Source organism: Nocardia paucivorans NBRC 100373 (genome assembly GCF_000308675.1).
In the GTDB taxonomy this organism is placed as follows: Bacteria; Actinomycetota; Actinomycetes; order Mycobacteriales; family Mycobacteriaceae; genus Nocardia; species Nocardia paucivorans.
Map to the genome: position 1 here is coordinate 1 of NZ_BAGE01000034.1, position 19,158 is coordinate 19,158.

Below are 19,158 nucleotides of genomic sequence, written 5' to 3' on the forward strand. Positions count from 1 at the left end.
GCTCGGTTCGGCCGGCAAGCCGGGTACCGGTAGCTTCCTGCGGGCGGATCCGCCGGAGGAGATCGAGGCCCACTTCGCCAGCGAGCTCGAGGAAGAACATCGGCAGCTCGCCGTGCTGAAGCGAGTTCAGGAGACGGCCTCGTCCAACGGACACGGGTCCAACGGACACGGCCACTGACGGCACTCGCACGAACGACGATCAGGCCCCCGGGATACCTCCCGGGGGCCTGTTTCGTATCGGCCGAGACCGTCGGCGGATGGGCACCGGGTGGGCGAGTCGGGGGAGAATGTTCGAGCGGTCGTCGCGTCGCTCAGCCGAGGCCGCGGCGGCGCGCCGCTTCGATCGCCTCGTACTTGGCGAAATTATGGCGGGCATCGGCGAGCGCGTCGTGCGCGTCCTCGGGGACCGGGGGCAGCCCGGGCCGGCCGTGTGCCTCCCAATGCTGACGCAATTCGTTCGTATAGCGGGGAAGCGCACTCGGTAGATCGATCATGGAGCCCCACAGCTGGCACAGCGCCACATGATCGTAGGCCCCCACCCAGGCCCAGAGCTCCGGTCGCACGGTCGGCCGCGGCACCAGGAACTTGTACAGCTCGTCCCGAATCTGCTCCCGGGTGCGCCACAGCGGGGACGAGGGATCCGGCAGTTTCGGCAGCACGTGTTTACGCACCCACGGTCCGGCCCGCTCGGGGTCGAACTCGGAGGAGACCGCGTAGTATTCGCGGCCGTCCTCACACACCACACCGATCGAGATCAGGTCGATGACCCGACCGTCTTCGATGAATTCGGAATCGTAGAAATACTTCAAGTAGCGATCTCCTAGACAAGCGCACCAACGGCCCGAGGGTACGGCTCGGCCGAACCGTCCGGTACGTCGGGAGGTATTCCGGAGCCCTGCCGGGTTCGGTCGCCCACCGCGAGGCAAGCGGACCATTTGGTTGGTTTTATGCTCTGTTTTGGCCCGGCCGCGGCAACGGCGCCATCGGCACGGCCGTATTCTGGACCCGTGAACTGGACCGTCGACGTACCCATCGATCGTTTGCCCGAACTGCCCCCGCTGCCTGCCGAGCTGCGCAAACGCCTCGATGAAGCGCTGGCCCGGCCCGCGCTGCAGCAGCCGTCCTGGGACAGCGACGAGGCAGCGAAAATGCGCACGGTCCTGGAGAGCGTGCCGCCCATCTGCGTACCGGCCGAAGTGGACGAGCTGCGGGAGCGGTTGGCCGAGGTCGCCCGCGGCGAGGCCTTCCTGATGCAGGGCGGCGACTGCGCGGAAACCTTCGCCGACAACACCGAACCGCATATCCGGGGCAATATCCGAACCCTGTTGCAGATGGCGGTCGTGCTCACCTACGGCGCCAGTCTGCCGGTGGTGAAGGTCGCCCGGATCGCCGGCCAGTACGCGAAACCGCGTTCGGCCGACACCGACGCGCTCGGCCTCAAGTCCTACCGCGGCGATATGGTCAACTCTCTGGTCGCGGACGCGAAAATGCGGGAACACGACCCGTCCCGGTTGGTGCGCGCCTACGCCAATGCCAGTGCCGCCATGAACCTGGTGCGGGCGCTGACCGACGCCGGAATGGCCGATCTGCACCGGGTGCACGACTGGAACCGGGACTTCGTCGCCCAGTCGCCCGCCGGTGCCCGGTACGAGGCGCTCGCGGCGGAGATCGACAAGGGTCTGCGCTTCATGCAGGCGTGCCGGGTCCACGATCCCAGTTTGCAGAGTGCACGGATCTACGCCAGCCACGAAGCGCTGGTCCTCGACTACGAACGGGCCCTGCTGCGCCTCGCGGAGGGCCCCATGGGCCAGCCGTTGCTCTACGATCTGTCGGCGCACTTCCTGTGGATCGGTGAACGGACCCGGCAACTGGATGGCGCGCATATCGCCTTCGCCGAACTGCTGGCCAACCCGATCGGTCTGAAGATCGGGCCCGGCACCACCCCGGAGCAAGCGGTGGAATACGTGGAGCGACTGGATCCCAACAACGAACCCGGCCGGCTGACGCTGGTATCGCGGATGGGCCATTCCAAGGTGCGGGACATCCTGCCCCCGATCGTGGAAAAGGTGCAGTCCACGGGGCACCAGGTGATCTGGCAGTGCGATCCCATGCACGGCAACACCCACGAATCGTCCACCGGCTACAAAACCCGCCACTTCGACCGGATCGTGGACGAGGTGCAAGGCTTCTTCGAGGTGCATCACGCGCTCGGCACACATCCGGGCGGGCTGCACATCGAGTTCACCGGAGAAGATGTGACGGAGTGCCTGGGCGGGGCGCAGGACATCTCCGATCTGGATCTGTCCGGGCGATACGAAACGGCGTGCGATCCGCGACTGAATACACAGCAGTCGCTGGAGCTGTCGTTCCTCGTCGCCGAGATGCTGCGCTAGCGACCGGATGCGCTAGCGATCGGATTCGACCACCCGGCGGTCTCGCTCTCGGAATGCGGGACCGCCGGGTCATCGGGTCAGGGGATGGCGACGATGGTGACAGTGCCGCCCTTCTCCACATTGGCATTGGCGGCCGGGGTCTGGGAGACCACGACCGACGAATTCAGCGGGGCGAGCTGGCGGACCTGAACCTGGAGGCCGAGACCTTCCAGGGTGGCGCGCGCATCGGCGACCGTGCGGCCCAGCACCTCGGGCATCGTGACAGCGTCACTGATCAGAAGCGTGACGGCGGAGCCGGGGGACACGGTGGTGCCGGTGGTCGGATCGGTGCCGACGACCCGACCCACCTCGACCCGCTGGTCGTACTGAGGACGGGTGCCGGACACGGTGAGACCGAGGTCCCGGAGTACGGCCGTGGCCTCTTCCGGGGTCTTGGCACGCAGATTCGGCAGTGGCACCGGTTTGGAGCCGCTACTGGTGAACACCTGCACATGCGCCCCCATGGGCAGTACGGTGCCGGGGCCGGGCTCGAGCCGGGCCAGCGTGCCCTCCGGGGCGGCGCTGGCGACCTCGCCCGCTTTCACCGGCTGCAGGCCCTGATCGCGTAGTAGCTGCTCGACCGTGTCCATATCGGTGCCGGGGGCGGCATCGGGGACCCGAGGTTTACCGCTGGAGAGCAGGATTGCAACGGTCGATCCCTTGGTGACCTTGGCCCCCGCGCCGGGATCACTGCCCACGACATTGCCGATCGGGATGGTGTCGGATGCCTTCTGTCGGGTCGTGGTCTCGAATCCCGCCGCCTGGAGCGCGGCTGTGGCCTTGTCGACGTCCAGTCCCGCGATCGGTGGAACCGACGCGAACCTGCCCATCCCGAGCCACCAGCCGCCGATACCGACGAACAGGGTGAGCACGGCGATGATCGCCACCCACACCATGGCGGTGCGGCGGGATCGGGCGCGCTCCTCGGCATAGGACGGGACCGGATGAGATCCGGGCGTACGCGGTGACGTCGCCTGGTAGACGGTGGTCTGTTGTTCCGGGTGGCTGCGGACCATGGTGTCCACCCGGGTGGGTTGCGGTCCCGGTACCGGACCGGGTTGCGGCGCGGGGACCGGGGGCGCAGGTCGCGATGGCGGGGGAGTGTCGGGGGTGACCACCGGGAAGCGCGCGCTGATATGTGCGGCCGAATCCTTGGGCGCGGGCACCCGATAGTCGGGCAGATCCAGGGCGGCGGCGATGGCCCGCAGTTCGGCGGCCATGGCGCTCGCGTCGGGGAAACGATGTCCCGGTTCCCGGGCGGTGGCCCGAGCGACCAGTCGATCGAATTCGGGCGGAACCCCGGCAATGGCCGAGCTCGGGCTCGGAACGTCGTTCTCCACCCGCTGGTAGGCCACCGACAACGAGTTGTCGCCGGTGAAAGGCACCTCACCGGTGAGCAGTTCGTAGATCAGGATCCCGAACGCGTACACATCGCTGCGCGCGTCGGCGGTGCCGGAGACCACCTGCTCGGGCGACAGATAGGCGGCAGTGCCCAGGATGACGCTGGCCGAGGTGGTCTTGGCCGCCGCCACCGCCCGCACCAGGCCGAAATCGGCGATCTTCACCTCGCCCTCGTCGGAGATGAGCACGTTCTCCGGTTTGACATCGCGATGGACCAGCCCGGCCTTGTGCGCCACGCCGATCGCCTCCAGAACCGGTTCGGCCACCGCGCGCACGGCATGCGGTGGCATCGGCCCGCGTTCGCGCAGCAGCTCCCGGAGCGTGCCTCCTTGCACCAGTTCCATGATCAGGAACGGATGCTCACCGTCCACGCCCTGGTCGTACACTTCCACCAGCGCCGGATGCTTGAGCTTGGCGACGGCTCGGGCCTCGAACTCGAAACGGGTCAGAAACTGCGGGTCACCGGCGAATTTGGGGTCCATCACCTTGATCGCCACCGGACGATCCAGGCGGGTGTCCTCCCCTCGGAACACCATCGACATCCCACCCCGGGCGATCGGCGCATCGATGCGATAGCGCCCTTCCAGCATCTCGCCGACCAAATGATGTCTTCCGGCTGTCACAAACCTCTCCACCCTCGGTACGTGCCAGGCACGTCTGGGCCGCGCTCTGCGGCTCCCACGATCGTAATCGGCGGTTCGAGTCCGGGTGTCGCACCACAGTCTTGCGGACAACGTTTACCGTTATCGCCGTGAGTGCCTTTCCTTGCAGTTCCGATGTCCTGCCCCCCTCGGTCACCCTGCTGACGCTCCCCGAGGTCGCGGAGCGGCTCGGAATCGTGGTCACCCGAGTTCATCAGATGCTGCGCGACCACCAGTTGTTGGCGGTTCGCCGTAACGGGGTGGTGGGCGTCCCGGAAATCTTCTTCGACGACACCGGCGCGGTGGTGAAACCGCTGCCCGGACTGATCACCGTGATGCGTGACGCCAAATACACCGACGAAGAGATCCTCGAATGGATCTTCACCGAGGACGAGACACTGCCCGGCAAACCGGTGGAGGCCCTACACGGTCCGCTGGCCCGGGAAGTGCTGCGCCGCGCCGCCGCGGAACCCTTCTGACCGTGCACCGGACGCGCCGTCACCGACCCGCGGCGACCGCGGTGGCGACCATCCACAGTCGCCGCCGGGTGGGGACGACGGCGCGTCCGGAGAAAACGGCGTAATCGTCCGATTCGATCCGATCGAGAATCCCCGAATACAGGGCGCGGGCCGCGCGGATCGCCGGGCGGGCCCGCGGCGCGAGCATGGCCACGCCCGGGTCGGCGCTGCGGTATCGGGCGCGGGTCACCGCGATGAAATACGCCAGGGCCCGCCGCACCCGCCGATCGGTCCGGCCGGTGGCCCGGCAGTGGGCGAGCAGGTCGACGTCCACCCCGAAGGCGGCCAGATCCTCGCCCGGTAGGTAGATGCGGTCCCGATCCAGGTCTTCGCCGATATCGCGGAGGAAATTGGTGAGCTGGAAGGCGTCGCCCAGCGCGGCGGCCGCCGGTTCGGCCTCCGCGGTCGGGACGACGGTGCCGAGTACCGGCAACAGCTGCAACCCGATGACGGCGGCCGAACCGCGCATGTATTCGGCGAGTTCGGTCAAGGTGGCATAGCGGTTGCGGAACAGGGGTGAGCCGGGAACGTCCATTCGCATGGAGTCGAGGAACACCTCGAAATGGCGTCGATCGATCCCGTACCGGCGGACGGTGTCGACGAGTGCGGGCAGGATCGGGGTGAGCGGATCGTTCGTCCGGCTCGCCGCGGGGGCGCCGTGTGCCAGGGCCAGTCGTAGCCGCCGTTGGGTGTCGTCCAGGGCCGCCGGTGCGGGGACGCCGGCGGTAGCGCCCGGGACACCCGGCGCCGTGGCCGTCCGGACGGGCCGGTCGACGATATCGTCGACCACCCTGGCGAAGGCGTACAGGGCGTGGACGGCGGGGCGGCATTCGGCCGGGAGCAGACGGGTCGCCAGATAGTAGGAGCGGCCGTGGGCGGCGGCGATGCGACGGCAGTGGCGATAGGAGCGGGCCGGCTCCGCCGGGTCGAGGTCGACGCTCGGCGCGGGGTCGTCGCCCCCGGTCGTGATCTCCCCCTCGGCGACGGAGGACCGGGTCATGCGCGGCCGGTGACGACTGGGGTGTCGATCACCGATGGTGTGCTGCGCAGCCGGAGCGGGTCGACGGTGCGCAGCGAGACCGCCGCCACCACGGACGCGAAGGTGGCCGCCGCGACATGCCAGAAGTTGTACAGCCCGATGGAGCCGTCCGGGTTGAACACCAGCATCAGCCAGGTGCACACGCCCACCAGCCACATGAGCGTCCCGGTGGACAGCGCGAAGCCGGCGGCCAGCGCCAGTGGCCACGAGTAGTACCAGGGCAGGGCCGCGGGCGACAGGATGACGATCGCGACGAAGGCGATGAGGATGCCGAACACCGCGTCGCGTTCACTGTGCTTGAACCGCCACCAGGTCCACACCAACAGGCCCAGCAGGGTGAGCATGCACAGCAGGCGGGTCACCTCGAGCACCGGGTCGAGGGTGAAGGGGGTGATCCAGGTCGTCATATGGGCCAACACCGTTGGCAGCGACAACCAGTTGATGATCTTCTTCGAGCCCGACAGCGCGGTCAACCAGCCGATCCCGACACCCGCGATGGCCGAGGCCGCCGCGAACACCACCGCGAAGACGGTGAGTCCCAGACCGGCGATCTTGGCGAACATCATCGCCGGATGCGGTAGCGCCTCCCGGTCGTCGCCGTCGGTTCCGTTGCGCTGTGCGCTCTCGGCCCGCCGGTCGCGTTCGTGCAACATCCAGATCCACACCAGGAACGGCAGCGCGACCCCCGCGGTCGCCTTGATCGCGACACCGATCGCGACCACCACGATGCCCGCCACATGATGGCGTTCCAATACCAGTGCGATACCGGCGCACATCAGGCCGACCATCAGCATCTCGTTGTGGACGCCGCCGATCAGGTGGATCAACACCAGCGGGTTGAGGACCGCCAGCCACAGCGCGACGGTCGGTTTGCCGCCGAGGTGTTTGGTGAGATACGGCACCGCCCACATCATCAGCGCCAGACCGGGCAGCATCACCAACCGCAGCGCGATGGTGCCCGCCACCACATTGTCGCCGGTGACGGTGGTGATGGCTCGCCCGAGCAGCAGGAACACCGGGCCGTAGGGGGCGGTGGTGGTGGTCCAGACGGTGCTGACGTTGTCCAGCAGCACACCCGGATTGGCGACCGGACCCACCTGGTACGGGTCGAAGCCGTCCCGCAGCAGGGCGCCCTGCGCCAGATAGGAGTAGGCGTCGCGGCTGAACATCGGCACCGCGACCAGCAGGGGGGCGATCCAGATCCCGACGATGGCGCGCAGCTCGTTCAACCGGACCCCGCCGTGGCCGAGGGTGGCCCGGCCCAACCGCACCCACGCGGTGACCATCATGAGCACACCCGCCCAGACGCAGATCGTCGACAGGGCATAGCCGTGCCCGAAGCGCAGCCAGGACAGGTGCATCGCTTCCAGCAGCGGATCGCGTTTGCGGACCCCACCGGCGCCGAACCCGCCGAAGGTGATCAGGATCGCGCCGAAGAACCCGAGTAGCGCCGCCTTGCCCTCCGGGCTGCGGAGAAAGATCGCGCAGAACCTCAGCCACGCCAACAGACCTTGACCGGATTCGGGTCCCCGACCGGTGTCCGCGGTGGCGCGACCGGTCTCGGGGGTGTGAACGGATGCGGTACGGGCGGACGTGGTGGCTGTGGCGCTCATATCGGGGGGTGGCATCTGGTGTCGGTCCCCCCGGGATTCTGTCGGCGGTCGCAACCGCGGGCGAATAGGTCGGCGCTTAGTCTACGGGGTCGGCGCCAGAGGCCACTCGGATGGTGCGACGCCGGCCGGTGCGATTTTTCCCCACAATGCGCTGGGCCGCGAGTTTTCCGGACAGCAGTACCGTGGGTACGCCGACCCCCGGGGTGGTGCCGCACCCGGCGAGGACCACGTTCTCGCTGGTCCACGGGAAGTTGTTCGTCCGGAACGGGCCGGTCTGACGGAAGACGTGCGCCGCCGAGAAGGGGGTGCCGGCGAGCATACCGCGCTGTTGCCAGGTCCGCGGGGTGTCGAAATGGTCCACCGTGAACGCGGTCCCGATATCGCGGTAGCCGCGACGCTCCAGCACCTCGAGCAGCTCGCGCAGATACGCCGGACCGAGCCGATCCCAGTCCAGTGGTGCCGAATCCAGATTGGGGCACGGTGCCAACAGCGAGAACGGTTCGTGCCGACCGTCGGGGCGGGTGATGTAGAGGCCGGGGTCGCTCAGCGCGGGACGGGTCAACAGCAGCGACGGGTCGCTCATCGGCCGCCCACCGCGGCGCGGGGTGATCTCGGCGAAGGTGGTGTCCCAGGCGGCGCCGAACTCGATCCCGTGATGCGCCTGCACCGGCCAGGTTTCGGTGACCGACACCGGTACGGTGCCATGTGCCACCACCGCCGACGGGGCCGCGCGCAGCGGTCGCCGGCGGCGTAGGCCGAACCGGTCGAGCGACCCCAGATCCGCGGTGAGCACCACCGCCTCACAGGGTAGTTTCCGTCCGTCGGCCAACAGGACGCTACGCGCGCGGCCGCGCCCCCACCCCAGCGGCCGGGTCGACGGACCGTAGTCGATGGCGGTGACCTCCGCCCCCAATTCCAGGCGTCCCCCCGCGTCGGTGAACGCCTGCGCCATGGCCTCGGCTATCGCGCGCATACCGCCGCGAGGGAAGTAGACGCCCAGGGCGGTGTCCATGTACGGGATCGCACCGTAGACCGCGAGCGCCTCGGCGGGCGCCATACCGGCGTACAGCGCCTGAAAGGTGAACAGGCGGGCCAATCGCGGATCGCGCAGGAATCGCCGCACCCGTGGGCCGAGCCTGCCGAAACCGCCGAGTCGCACGAGTTCGCGCAAGGCGGCCCGCTGCTGCGGGGACCGCACCAGATCCAGGGGGGAGTCGAAGTTGGCGTCCATGAATTCGCCGAACTCGGCCCGGTAGATGCGGCCCAGCCAGTCACGCAGCCGGCGGTAGCGTTTGGCCTCCTCCGCTCCGTAGACGCGGGCCACCTCCGCGCTCATCAGATCCACATCGGTGAAAACCCGGATATCGGATCCGTCGGCGAACCGCGCGTGATACGCCGGGGCCAGCTGCCGGATGCGCAGCGGCGGCACCAGCGAGGCGCGGTCGGCGCCCACCGCGGCCAGTGCGTCATCGATCAGTGCGGGCAGGGTGAGCACCGTGGCCCCGGAATCGATCTCGTAGTCGGCGAACCGATATCTGCCGACCCGCCCACCGACGTGATCCTCGCGCTCCAACACGGTCACCATACGTCCGGCCCCGGTCAGGTACAGCGCCGCCGACAATCCCGCCAGTCCGCCGCCGATCACCACGACATGATCGGTGGGTCCGCTCACGGTGCGCATAGAGAACTCCTGATCCGGTCGGTGGGAGGGGCGTGGTAGCGGTGGATCGGTCGACGGTGGAGCGCCGGATCGGCCGGCCGGTGGTGCCCGTCTCGGTGCTTTCGCCCTTGTTTCGTATACCAGTGTCCGGGGTCTGATCCGGTCCCGGGGCGGTCGATCCTCAGACGCTGCGCCGGGTGGCCGCCAAGGCCATGGCGCGGAGCCGTTCCTTGGCCTCCGGGGTCGCCGAGCTCTCCGCGAGCGCGGCCAGGGCGCGTTCGGTGAGTTCGGTGATGCGGGCCTCCACCGCATCGACGGCGCCGAGCTCCACGAACAGCGCGCGCAGCCGGTCGACCTGGTCGGGGCTCAGATCGGTGCCGATTTCGGCCCGGATACGGGCGGCGGTGTTCGGGTCGTCGCGTTCGGCCCGGCGCAGCGCCTCGGCCAGGAGAACGGTGCGTTTGCCCTCGCGTAGATCGTCCCCGGACGGTTTCCCGGTGACCGCGGGGTCGCCGAAGACGCCGAGAAGATCATCGCGGAGTTGGAAGGCGATACCGATATCGGTGCCGTAGGCGCGGTAGGCGGCGATCAGTTCCGGTCCGGCATCGGCGAGGGCGGCGCCCAGATGCAAGGGGCGTTCCACGGTATAGGCGGCGGTTTTGTACCGGTTGATGCGCAGTGCGGCCGCCACGGATTCGTCGCCGCCGGCCTCGCCGTGGATATCGAGCAGCTGCCCGCCGAGCACCTCGGTGCGCATCAGCGCCCACACCGGTGCGAACCGGGCGAGCGCGGCGCTGTCCAGTCCGGAGGCCTGCACCATATCGTCGGCCCAGGCCAGTGCGAGGTCGCCGAGCAGAATGGCCACCGATTCACCGAAATGGGCGGAATCGCCGGCCCAGCCGCGGTCGCGGTGGTGCTGTTCGAACTCGACGTGCACGGTGGGGTGGCGCCGACGGGTGCGCGAGGAGTCGATGATGTCGTCGTGGATGAGCGCGCACGCCTGGATCAGCTCGAGGGCGGCGCAGGTGGTGAGCACGGCGTCGGCGTCGCCGCCGTGCGGGTCGCCGCCCGCGCCGAGCCAGCCCGTCCAGGCGAAACCGGGACGGGTGCGTTTACCGCCGCGCAGCACGAACGACTCGAGTGCCGCGGCGGCGTCGACGAAGACGGGTCCGAGCGCGCCCACGCTTTCCCGGCGGGTGGTGAAGAAGGCGGTCAACGCCTGTTCCACGGCGGCGGCGAAGGCCGGCGTCCCCGGCGCGGCCGAGGTGGGGCCGGGCCTGGTCGGGGTACCTGGTCCGACGGACAGGATGACCTCCCGGATCGTTGTGGTGGTGGGAAGCGGCGATATGCCGCCGCCGATGACGCGGCCATGGGTATCGGGAGCCGATACGGCGGACCGTGTTCGGCAAGAATACGCGTCGCCCGGTCGCATCGCCGTGCAGCGGGTGTGTCGCCGGTCGCGCGATGGCGCATTCGACGACGTAGGGGACCTGCCGCCGGTTGTGTCCCCTTAGACTGAGCGCGTGACTTTCGACAACGCGCGGGGACTCCCGACCCCAGGCCGGCCGTCCTCCACGTCACCGATCGTCTCCGCGACGCCGTCGGTCGTGCAGAGTTTGCACCAGTATTCCGGTACGGGAGTGCCATTTTCGGTGGAGTTCTCCCCACCCCGCGATGCCGAGGGCGAACAGCGGCTGTGGCGGGCGGTACGCACCTTCGAACGGATGCACCCCGCCTTCATCTCGATGACCTACGGCGCCGGCGGCACCACCCGCGACAACACCGTGCGGGTGACCGGGCAGCTCGCCCAGGACACCACCCTGCTGCCGGTGGCGCATCTCACCGCCGTCGGGCACAGTGTCGCCGAGCTGCGTTCCATCGTCGGCGCGTACGCAGACTCCGGTATCCGCAATATCCTGGTGCTGCGCGGCGACCCCCCGGGCGATCCACTGGCGGAATGGCGCAGACACCCCGAAGGGGTCGAATACGCCGAGGAACTGGTGCGCATCGTGCGCGACCTGGGTGACTTCCACGTCGGGGTGGCGTCCTTCCCGCAGGGGCATCACCGCTCACCGGACCTGGAAAGCGACACCGTTCACCTGGCGGCGAAACTGCGCGCGGGCGCCGAGTACTCGATCACCCAGATGTTCTTCGACGTCGAGGACTATCTGCGGTTGCGCGACCGGCTCATCGCCCACGACCCGGTCGAGGGAGCCAAACCGATCATCCCCGAGCTGATGCCGATCACCTCGCTGCGCAGTGTGGCCCGCGCCGAACAACTGTGTGGGCGTCCGCTGCCGGAACGGGTGATGCAGCGGCTGCAGCGGGCGGCGGGCGACGGCCCGGAACCCGACCATGCCGCCGTTCGCGAGGTCGGTATCGAGATCGCCACCGAGATGGGTCGCCGGCTCATCGCCGAGGGTGCCCCCTGCCTCCACTTCATCACCCTGAACTTCGCCAAGGCCACCAGCGAGGTGCTGGCCAACCTCGGATACGGGGAAGCGGTGCCGATCAGCGCCTGAACCCGCCGTGCCGCACCGGCCGGTCGGGCCGCGGCGCCAACCGCCGTCCCTTCCAGCTCAGCGTGTCCCGGCGTCGGGCTCGATGCGAGCGCGCCCACAACAGCAGATACCCGGCGATCGATACCGGATGTGCCGCCGCGGCCACGATATCCGGACCGCGAGGCCGACCCCCGCGGTCGACGGATGCCGCCATCAGCCGTCCCGCGACGGCCGCGGCATACCCGAGCATGCCGATCCGCCGTAGCCGGCCGCGCCCCAGCACGGCCGCCGCCGGAGGCAACCAATACGCCAGTGCCGCCACCACGGCCACCGCCACCCCACCCGCCGCCGAGCCGCCGTAGGCGGACCACAACCACCGGGTGTATCCCGCCTCGACCTCGGCCGCCCCGCGATACATCCGGGTCGCGGCCAGTCCGCCCGCGGTCGCCGCCGCCGTGCGGTAACCGGCTCGGCGCAGAACGCGGGCGATATCGAGGTCCTCGGTGACGCTGTCCGCCACCGCCGCATGTCCCCCGATCGATCGGTAGGCGGCGGTATCGACCACCAGGAACTGGCCGCAGGCCACCACCGTCGACGGCCGCCGCCCACGATCGGTGGCCACCACCGGCAGGGTGGAGGCCCACGACCAGCACAGCAGTGGTTGGACGAGCCATTCGGCCATGGACGCGGCCCGCTGTCGGGGCCACGGCGACAGCAGCGCCACATTCCGCTCGCGGAGTTGCCCCACCGCCGCGGCCACGGCCGTCGGTGCGAGCCGCACATCGGCGTCCACGAAGACCAGCACGGTGGGCTCGGATTCCGGGGTCGCCGCGGCGGTGCGGGCCCGGTCGGCGAGTTGCGCGCAGGCCGCGGACTTGCCCGTCCAACCGGTCGGTGGCGCGGCGGGGCCGTGGACGAGGACACAGCGTGAATCGCCGGCCATGGCCGCCCGCGCCGCCGCGGCCGTTCCGTCGGTGGAGGCGTCGTCCAGGACCAATACCCGTAGTCGGGACACCCCGGTCTGCGCGCGCAGATCCCGGATCAGCCGGGGGAGGCGATCGGCTTCGTCGCGGGCGGGAACGCACACCGTCACCGGTTCGTCGACCGGCGCCGGATGACGGGACAGCCGGGGCAGGGTCAGCCGATTCCAGATGGTGAGGGCGCAGCCCAACAGGGCGATACCGGTTCCGCAGCCGGCCGCACGCGTGACGGCCCGGCCGGCCGCAGCGGATGACATCGACCGTCTACTCGGGATTGCGGACCAGCTCCCACCAGCGGCGTAGCGAGAATCCCTGCGGTGCGCCCGGTGCCGGCGGGTTGCGGTCGAGATAGGCCAGCGCCGCGATCAGCGCCGCGACGGCCAGGGTGACTCCCCCGACGATGCCCGCCCAGCCGGCGAACGAGCGGGTATTCGGATCGGCGTAGCCGACCTCGGCACGAATGAGGCTCACCTCGCCGGGCGGCATCTTCCAGGTGACGATGGTGTCGCCCTCGCGGGTTCCGTTGGTTCTGCCGACTCGGGTGGGGAAGGCCACGCTGAGTTGAACGTCCGAACCGTGGGGCGGCACGGATTCCAGATCGACCCGGCCCTCCAGGGTGACCAGATCGCCACTGCGCCGGAATTCGAGCTGGAACATCCCCTGCGCCTGGTCCGACATCTGGGACAACTGTTGTACCTCGCCGAAATTCAGATCGTCGAAGTACACCTCACTGCCCACATAGCCGTCCTGGTTGTACGGCTCGACCCGGACCCGACCGGCCAGCGACTCCGGCGCCTTCAGTTCCGGTCCCTTGTCCTCACCGTTCTCCGGCACCACGGCGGCCACGATCCGCCCGGACACCCGGTCGTTGGACGACACACCCATGGAGGTCTGCAACCGCAGGCAGCCGGCGAGCGCGGGCACCATCAGCGCCGTCAGCAGAACCAACGCCGCCACCCGGACCCGTCGGCGTGCTCGACCGAAACGAAAAGGGAGATTTCGCGAAGGCAGCGGGCTCGACCATCGGACCGGGGTATCGGGTGTCGGGGGAACGGGACTCGGCTGTTGCACGGATGACATCGTGCCAGGCTTCCCACCGCGCCTGCCACGCGACGGGCGCAGGCATGCGAGAGTGAGATCTCACCGCCGCGCCGTGACGGGAATCCGATCCGTCCGGGCCTGCCGCACCAGGTGGGCCAGTAGTGGAATCCCGAGCACGGCCAGTCCGACGAAGCCGTAGACCGCGGAGTGGGGCAGGCCGAGGAACACCGCGTGCGCCAGCGTGGAACCGAGCCAGGTCCACAGGAATACCCCCACCGGTACGGCAACCGAGACATCTCGTTCCGGTGCGGTGCGTTCCCACAGCATCACGGCTCCGGCCATGATGGCCGCCACCGCGAACCAGCCCAGATAATTCGTATACGGAATGGGATCCGGTCCGGGCAGACCGGCGTCGGTCACGCACCAGCGCCAATGCCCGTCGGCGACCATCTGGGGATCCAGGAACAGATCCCAGCCCACCGCCCCGAGCGCCGTCGCGCCGACCCGATGCGCCGGACCGTCGGTCAGCAGCCCGGCGACCACCCAGATCGGATAGAGTCCTCCCGTCCACGCCAGTGGGACCACCAGCGGCACATCGGCAATCGCCGGTCCGAGTCGATCGAGGGCGTAGTCGTAACAGCCGAACGGTATCCCGGTCGCGGTGCCGATCGCTTCCACCACCCACCCGAGACCCGACACGATTACCAGAAATCCCACCGCATACCGGGTTCCGCGCGCCACGGCCGCATGTGCCAGCGCCGTCCCCGCGGACAACAGCACCACCGCCACCGTCACCCGATCGCGGGCGGCTCCGGTGGTGAGCGGATAACAGATCTGCGCGACAACCAGCAGCACCGCCAACCCGAAGGGGGCCGCCTCGTATCGGCTCGCGGCGACCATCCGGCCGGTCATCGGCGCAGCAGGCGCCGGATACCGCGGTCGTCCCGCAACACCAGCCGGGCCGCGGTGCGGCCGCTCGCCCCGGAGACCCCGCCGCCGGGATGGGTGGAGGCACCGGTGAGATACAGACCGGGCGCGCCGGGCACCCGCTGCCCGGACAGCTCCGGCAGCGGCCGCCACATCATCATCTGGTCCAGCGCCATCTCCACATGCATGACATTGCCGCCGCGCAGACCCAGCTCGCGTTCCAGGTCGACCGGGGTCTGCACATAGCGGCGCAGCACGGTGTCGGCGAAGCCGGGGGCATAGCGGTCGACCTCGGCGATGATCTGGTCGGCCGCGCCGTCCGCCCGCGCGGCCCAGTCGCCGCCGTCGGCGAGCCGATAGGGATGCCATTGCGCCCACAGCGACAGTTGGTGTTCGCCGGGAGCGGCGATGGTCGGATCCAACGCGCTGAAACTCATGGCCAGCACCACGGGCCGCGGGGGAAGCAGACCACCCAGGGCCGCGCCGTGCGCCAGCCGCAGCTGCTGTCGATCCGACACCAACAATTGCAGACCGGTCGCGGATTCGGTCGTCGGGGCGTCCGGATAGCCGGGCAGCGCGCTCGTCGCGGCGCGCACGACCATACCGATCCCGGGGCCCACCCGGATACGCCGACACCATCCGTCGAGGACGTCGGCGTCGAAGTCACCGGCGCGCAGCAGGTCCAAGGTGGTGAGCACATGGGTTCCGGAGATCACCGTGCGGGCGCGCAGCTCCTGCCCCGTGGCGGTGCGAACCCGCCAGCCCGCCCCGTCGCGGATGAGTGCGGTGACCTCCGTGCCCGCCGTCACCTCGCCGCCGTCGGCGCGCAACCGGCTCACCAAGGCCTCGGTGAGGGCGCCGCTGCCGCCCACCGCCCGCCCCGGTGGGATACGGTGCATGAGCGCGGCGAATCCGACCATCGGGGCGGTTCCCGGTTCCGACATCGGGGGGCCGGACTGCGCCCCGAACCAGGCCAGTGCCGCCTTGAGCCGCTCGTCGTCGAAGAACGAGTCCAACAGGGCGTCCCCGGACTGGAGGAATTCGCGGGAGAGCGCGCTGCCGCCGTCACCGGTGTCCAGCCCCCAGAACGAGCGCAGCAGATGGCCCGGTGTGGGGCCCGCGCCGAATGCCCGCATGACCCGTGCACCGCGCGGTCCCCAGATCTGCACGAATCGCCGATAGGCGTCGGCGTCGCGTTCGGAACAGGCGGCGGCGATCGAGGCGCAGGTGCGGTCGAGGTCGCGGTGGAAGACGATCGGTGCGGCGCCCGTCCGCGGGCACGCGGGGGCGAAACCCCAGGGGTCGCAGTCGAGATAGCGCAGCCCGAAGCGGGCCAGCTCCAGTTCCTCGATGATGCCGGTGTGCCGGATCATCAGATGGGCCGATGAGCCCCGATCGACCCGATGTCCGGGCAGGCGGGGAACCGTCGACACCGCCCCACCCAGCACCTCGTCACGTTCGAGCACCCGCACCCGGTAACCGGCCCGTGCCAGATAACAGGCCGCGACCAGCGCATTGTGGCCCGACCCGACAACCAGAACACTCACGACGGCACTACAGGGGCAGCGAGCGCCCGAGAATGGCGAAACGACGGTTGTCGCCCGCGAAGACGAAGTTGCGCAGTACGTCGCGGAAGCCCTGGCGCCGGTACAACCGCCAGGCCCGGTTGGCCTCCGCCTCCACCTCGGGCGTGGACAGCAGCACCGAGCGTTCGGGTCGCTCGGCCAACAGCCGCTCCAACAGGACCGAGCCGATACCGCGTCCCTGGGCGGTGGGGTGGACGTGCAGTTCGGTGAGCTCGAAATAGTCGCCGAGCATATTGCGGATGGCCGCCTCCGGCCAGCCCGCGTGCCGCATCCCCGCGTGGACCTGCTGTTGCCACCACTGATGCGGTGCGCCGTGATAGCCGTAGCCGATCGCCACCAGGGGGGATCGGCGCAGGTCGATGCGGCCGGACTCGTCGGGGACGACCGCGGCCACCGCCTGCCAGCCGGTGCGGGTGGTGTGTTCGGTCCACATGGGCGCGCGATGGTGTTCGGTGCCGCGCGGATACTCCATGGCCGCGACATACACCGCGAGCGCGTCGTGCAGCCGCGCGCGCAGTTCCGCGACCGACAGGTCGACGACGACCGGTGCGGGCAGATGGTCGGTCTCGAGGGCGGTCATGGCTCTTTCACGGTCTGTCCTGGCGCTACCCGAACGTGGGCGCGCAAAATTGTCGGTGGTGCTCTCTATATTCAAGCTCGAGCCAAACGTTCGAATACCTGTTCGGTCTCCGCGGTGCTCGACCAGCCTGCCATATCAGCGGGTCACCGTGGTGGTTGGTGGGTAACCGATGGAAGGAGGGCTATGTCGGGTCGAAGTGTTCATCCGGGACAGCCCGGCCGGGCGGGGATGTTGCTACGACGCGCCGACGGACTGCTGATGCAGGCGGCGGGCGAGCGGGATCCTCGGGAACGATTCCGCACCGCCTACCTGGGCGCACTGCGCGGTGCGGGGGCGGTACTGGCGCTCACCGGCGCCGATCGGGCGCCGCGAGCGAGCTCGCGCAATGCGTGGGTGATGCTACAACGTGCCGCGCCCGAATTCATCATGTGGGCCGACTACTTCAGCGGACACTCCGATACTCGGGCGGCGCTGGAGGCCGGGATACCGCGGGAGGTCGACGAGGACCAGGCGGACGAGTTCTGTTCCCGGGTCGCCGCCTTCCTGCACGATGTGGAGGATCTGGTCGCTCCGGTCGGTCGGTTGCGGGCCGCGGAAGATCACAGCGCCGCAAACGACCGGTGAGTTATCGGAGAGTAGGTGGTACGGCTCTGACCGAACTCGTATCATTGGTGTCAGATAGCCGCCAAGGGGTTATCTGCCGTCGACCCGGAGACGGCAGCCACGTCCTAGTGCCGGGGGAGGTACCGTGCCACTCTCCGAGCACGAGCAGCGCATGCTCGAACAGATCGAGAGCGCTCTCTATGCTGAGGATCCGAAGTTCGCCTCGTCCGTCCGTGGCGGACGTCTCCGAACGACATCGAGTCGCCGTAGACTTCAGGCTGCGGCGTTGTTCGTCATCGGTCTGTTTCTGCTCGTCGCGGGTATCGCCGCTCCGGTGAAGCCCGGTGGTTTTCCGATCATCAGTCTGGTCGGTTTCATCGTCATGTTCGGTGCCGGCGTGCTCATGCTGCTCGGCAGCGACTCCAAACGAGCCCCGGGCAGCGGTGGGGGCAACTCCTCCGTGACCTCCTTGGGTTCGCCCGGTGGTCGAGGTCGACAGCGCCGTGCCGGCGGGTTCTCCGAGCGCATGGAGGATCGCTTCCGTAGAAGGTTCGAGCAGGACTGACCACGGAGCCTCGTAGCAGGTATTCCGCGAACGGCGGTGCCACACCGAGAGCCGGTGTGGCACCGCCGTTCGCGTCGTATCCACTTCCGTTTCCCGGATCCGTTCCGCCGGTGTGAACACGACTTCACATCGTCTCCCACATCCCCCCACCGCCGGGATCGCGTCGGTGATCGCCGCCTGTCCGAAACGTCCCGAGCGGCATGTTTGCTGGAAGTTTTCGGGCCTGTCCGTGGCTCGAGGCGATGACGCGCGGAGGGAGGCAGGACGTATGAAGCTTCTCCACCGTGGTGATAGCTGAGATGACCTGCGGAATCGGCGAATCGGGGAGGGAGATCACCCCGTGTTTCGATTGAAAGTGGGGGAAAGTGGGGTAATGTGGAGCGCGCACTACAGGAGAGGCCGAAAGGCACTCGGCCGGAACATCCGGCCACACATCAGCCGAGGTGGTCCGGTAGGGAGGTATCGGGGTGTTTCTCGGTACCTACACACCACGGCTGGACGACAAAGGGCGACTCACGTTGCCGGCGAAGTTTCGAGACGATCTGGCGGGAGGGTTGATGGTCACGAAGGGACAGGACCACAGCCTTGCCGTGTACCCCAGAGAGGAATTCGCCGCGCTCGCCCGTCGGGCCGCCGCGGCCTCTCGGAGCAACCCGAAGGCGCGTGCGTTCGTTCGGGCGCTTGCGGCCGGTACGGACGAGCAGCGACTGGACGCTCAGGGTCGGATCGTGTTGTCGGCGGAGCATCGACGTTACGCGGGCCTCGATCGAGACTGCGTGGTGATCGGTTCGGTCGACTTTCTGGAGATATGGGATAAGCAGGCTTGGGAGTCCTACCTCGCCGAGCACGAGGAGGACTACGCACAAGCGAGAGACGAGGCGCTGGGCGGGATTTTCTAGTCCGCACGAGTGCCACGCGGCCTCTGCCCGGACGCGGACCCTGACGTACTTCCCCGACGCCAGGTGCCGCTTCGGTCAGAGACCCCGCGGCATTCGTAATCACCGCCGGATCCCTCTGTCGCGCATTCTATGGACGTGAGTCACCCAGTAGTTGTTCAACCGCGGATACCCG

17 protein-coding genes are annotated in these 19,158 nt (G+C 68.9%); 6 read left to right on the forward strand and 11 right to left on the reverse strand.

All coding sequences use genetic code 11. The features are described from left to right. Positions 1-311 precede the first annotated feature (311 nt). Positions 312-809: a polyadenylate-specific 3'-exoribonuclease AS gene (locus tag ON32_RS07915; protein ID WP_040790100.1), complete on the reverse strand. Its 498-nt coding sequence runs from the start codon at positions 807-809 to the stop codon at positions 312-314. A gap of 198 nt (positions 810-1,007) precedes the next feature. On the opposite strand from ON32_RS07915, the gene ON32_RS07920 reads away from it, so the two are divergent. Further along, entirely contained in the window at positions 1,008-2,393 is a 1,386-nt protein-coding gene (locus ON32_RS07920) for a class II 3-deoxy-7-phosphoheptulonate synthase (RefSeq protein ID WP_040790101.1), read from the forward strand. A 77-nt stretch (positions 2,394-2,470) separates the two neighbouring features. Here ON32_RS07920 and pknB read toward each other — a convergent pair whose 3' ends face one another. After that, positions 2,471-4,456, reverse strand: coding sequence for a Stk1 family PASTA domain-containing Ser/Thr kinase (pknB, locus tag ON32_RS07925; RefSeq protein ID WP_040790102.1), 1,986 nt, complete (start codon positions 4,454-4,456; stop codon positions 2,471-2,473). A gap of 128 nt (positions 4,457-4,584) precedes the next feature. Here pknB and ON32_RS07930 point away from each other — a divergent pair, with 128 nt between their 5' ends. After that, positions 4,585-4,953, forward strand: a complete 369-nt coding sequence (locus tag ON32_RS07930; RefSeq protein ID WP_040790103.1) for an Rv2175c family DNA-binding protein — start codon at positions 4,585-4,587, stop codon at positions 4,951-4,953. A 19-nt stretch (positions 4,954-4,972) separates the two neighbouring features. Here the strand turns inward: ON32_RS07930 and ON32_RS07935 are convergent, their stop codons facing one another. The 4 genes from ON32_RS07935 to ON32_RS07950 form a co-directional block, all read right to left on the reverse strand. Then, positions 4,973-5,992 (reverse strand): phytoene/squalene synthase family protein, encoded by a 1,020-nt coding sequence (locus tag ON32_RS07935; RefSeq protein WP_083874192.1) that lies wholly within the window; start codon positions 5,990-5,992, stop codon positions 4,973-4,975. Next, positions 5,989-7,644, reverse strand: a complete 1,656-nt coding sequence (locus ON32_RS07940; protein WP_245550870.1) for an alpha-(1->6)-mannopyranosyltransferase A — start codon at positions 7,642-7,644, stop codon at positions 5,989-5,991. Before ON32_RS07940 ends, ON32_RS07935 begins: the two co-directional genes overlap by 4 nt. Before the next feature lie 76 nt (positions 7,645-7,720). Further along, positions 7,721-9,325, reverse strand: a complete 1,605-nt coding sequence (gene crtI / locus ON32_RS07945) for a phytoene desaturase family protein (protein ID WP_040790104.1) — start codon at positions 9,323-9,325, stop codon at positions 7,721-7,723. A 160-nt stretch (positions 9,326-9,485) separates the two neighbouring features. Continuing rightward, positions 9,486-10,736: a polyprenyl synthetase family protein gene (locus tag ON32_RS07950; RefSeq protein WP_083874195.1), complete on the reverse strand. Its 1,251-nt coding sequence runs from the start codon at positions 10,734-10,736 to the stop codon at positions 9,486-9,488. 91 nt (positions 10,737-10,827) lie between these two features. Between ON32_RS07950 and ON32_RS07955 the strand changes: the two genes are divergently transcribed. After that, positions 10,828-11,826 (forward strand): methylenetetrahydrofolate reductase, encoded by a 999-nt coding sequence (locus ON32_RS07955; RefSeq protein WP_083874196.1) that lies wholly within the window; start codon positions 10,828-10,830, stop codon positions 11,824-11,826. On the opposite strand, the gene ON32_RS07960 is transcribed toward ON32_RS07955, so the two are convergent. The 5 genes from ON32_RS07960 to ON32_RS07980 all read right to left on the reverse strand — a co-directional run bounded on the left by ON32_RS07960 (position 11,816) and on the right by ON32_RS07980 (position 16,919). Further along, the gene (locus tag ON32_RS07960; protein WP_051132983.1) at positions 11,816-13,042 is read right to left on the reverse strand and encodes a glycosyltransferase family 2 protein; all 1,227 of its coding nucleotides are present in this window, start codon (positions 13,040-13,042) and stop codon (positions 11,816-11,818) included. The genes ON32_RS07955 and ON32_RS07960 overlap by 11 nt on opposite strands. Before the next feature lie 7 nt (positions 13,043-13,049). Beyond that, positions 13,050-13,712, reverse strand: a complete 663-nt coding sequence (locus ON32_RS07965) for an LppM family (lipo)protein (protein WP_245550878.1) — start codon at positions 13,710-13,712, stop codon at positions 13,050-13,052. A 213-nt stretch (positions 13,713-13,925) separates the two neighbouring features. Continuing rightward, positions 13,926-14,738 (reverse strand): carotenoid biosynthesis protein, encoded by an 813-nt coding sequence (locus ON32_RS07970; RefSeq protein ID WP_083874197.1) that lies wholly within the window; start codon positions 14,736-14,738, stop codon positions 13,926-13,928. Then, positions 14,735-16,300: a phytoene desaturase family protein gene (locus ON32_RS07975; RefSeq protein WP_040790108.1), complete on the reverse strand. Its 1,566-nt coding sequence runs from the start codon at positions 16,298-16,300 to the stop codon at positions 14,735-14,737. Before ON32_RS07975 ends, ON32_RS07970 begins: the two co-directional genes overlap by 4 nt. A 7-nt stretch (positions 16,301-16,307) precedes the next feature. Beyond that, on the reverse strand, positions 16,308-16,919 hold the full coding sequence (locus tag ON32_RS07980; RefSeq protein WP_040790109.1) for a GNAT family N-acetyltransferase: 612 nt from the start codon (positions 16,917-16,919) through the stop codon (positions 16,308-16,310). Positions 16,920-17,102: 183 nt separating this feature from the next. On the opposite strand from ON32_RS07980, the gene ON32_RS07985 reads away from it, so the two are divergent. From ON32_RS07985 to mraZ, 3 genes are all read left to right on the forward strand, one after another. Further along, on the forward strand, positions 17,103-17,543 hold the full coding sequence (locus tag ON32_RS07985) for an SAV_6107 family HEPN domain-containing protein (protein ID WP_245550871.1): 441 nt from the start codon (positions 17,103-17,105) through the stop codon (positions 17,541-17,543). A gap of 124 nt (positions 17,544-17,667) precedes the next feature. Continuing rightward, positions 17,668-18,087 carry an SCO2097 family morphological protein gene (locus ON32_RS07990; protein WP_040790112.1) on the forward strand — a complete coding sequence of 140 codons (420 nt, stop codon included), beginning with the start codon at positions 17,668-17,670 and terminating at the stop codon, positions 18,085-18,087. A 467-nt stretch (positions 18,088-18,554) separates the two neighbouring features. Then, positions 18,555-18,986 carry a division/cell wall cluster transcriptional repressor MraZ gene (gene mraZ, locus ON32_RS07995; protein WP_040790113.1) on the forward strand — a complete coding sequence of 144 codons (432 nt, stop codon included), beginning with the start codon at positions 18,555-18,557 and terminating at the stop codon, positions 18,984-18,986. The last annotated feature ends 172 nt before the right edge of the window (positions 18,987-19,158 follow it).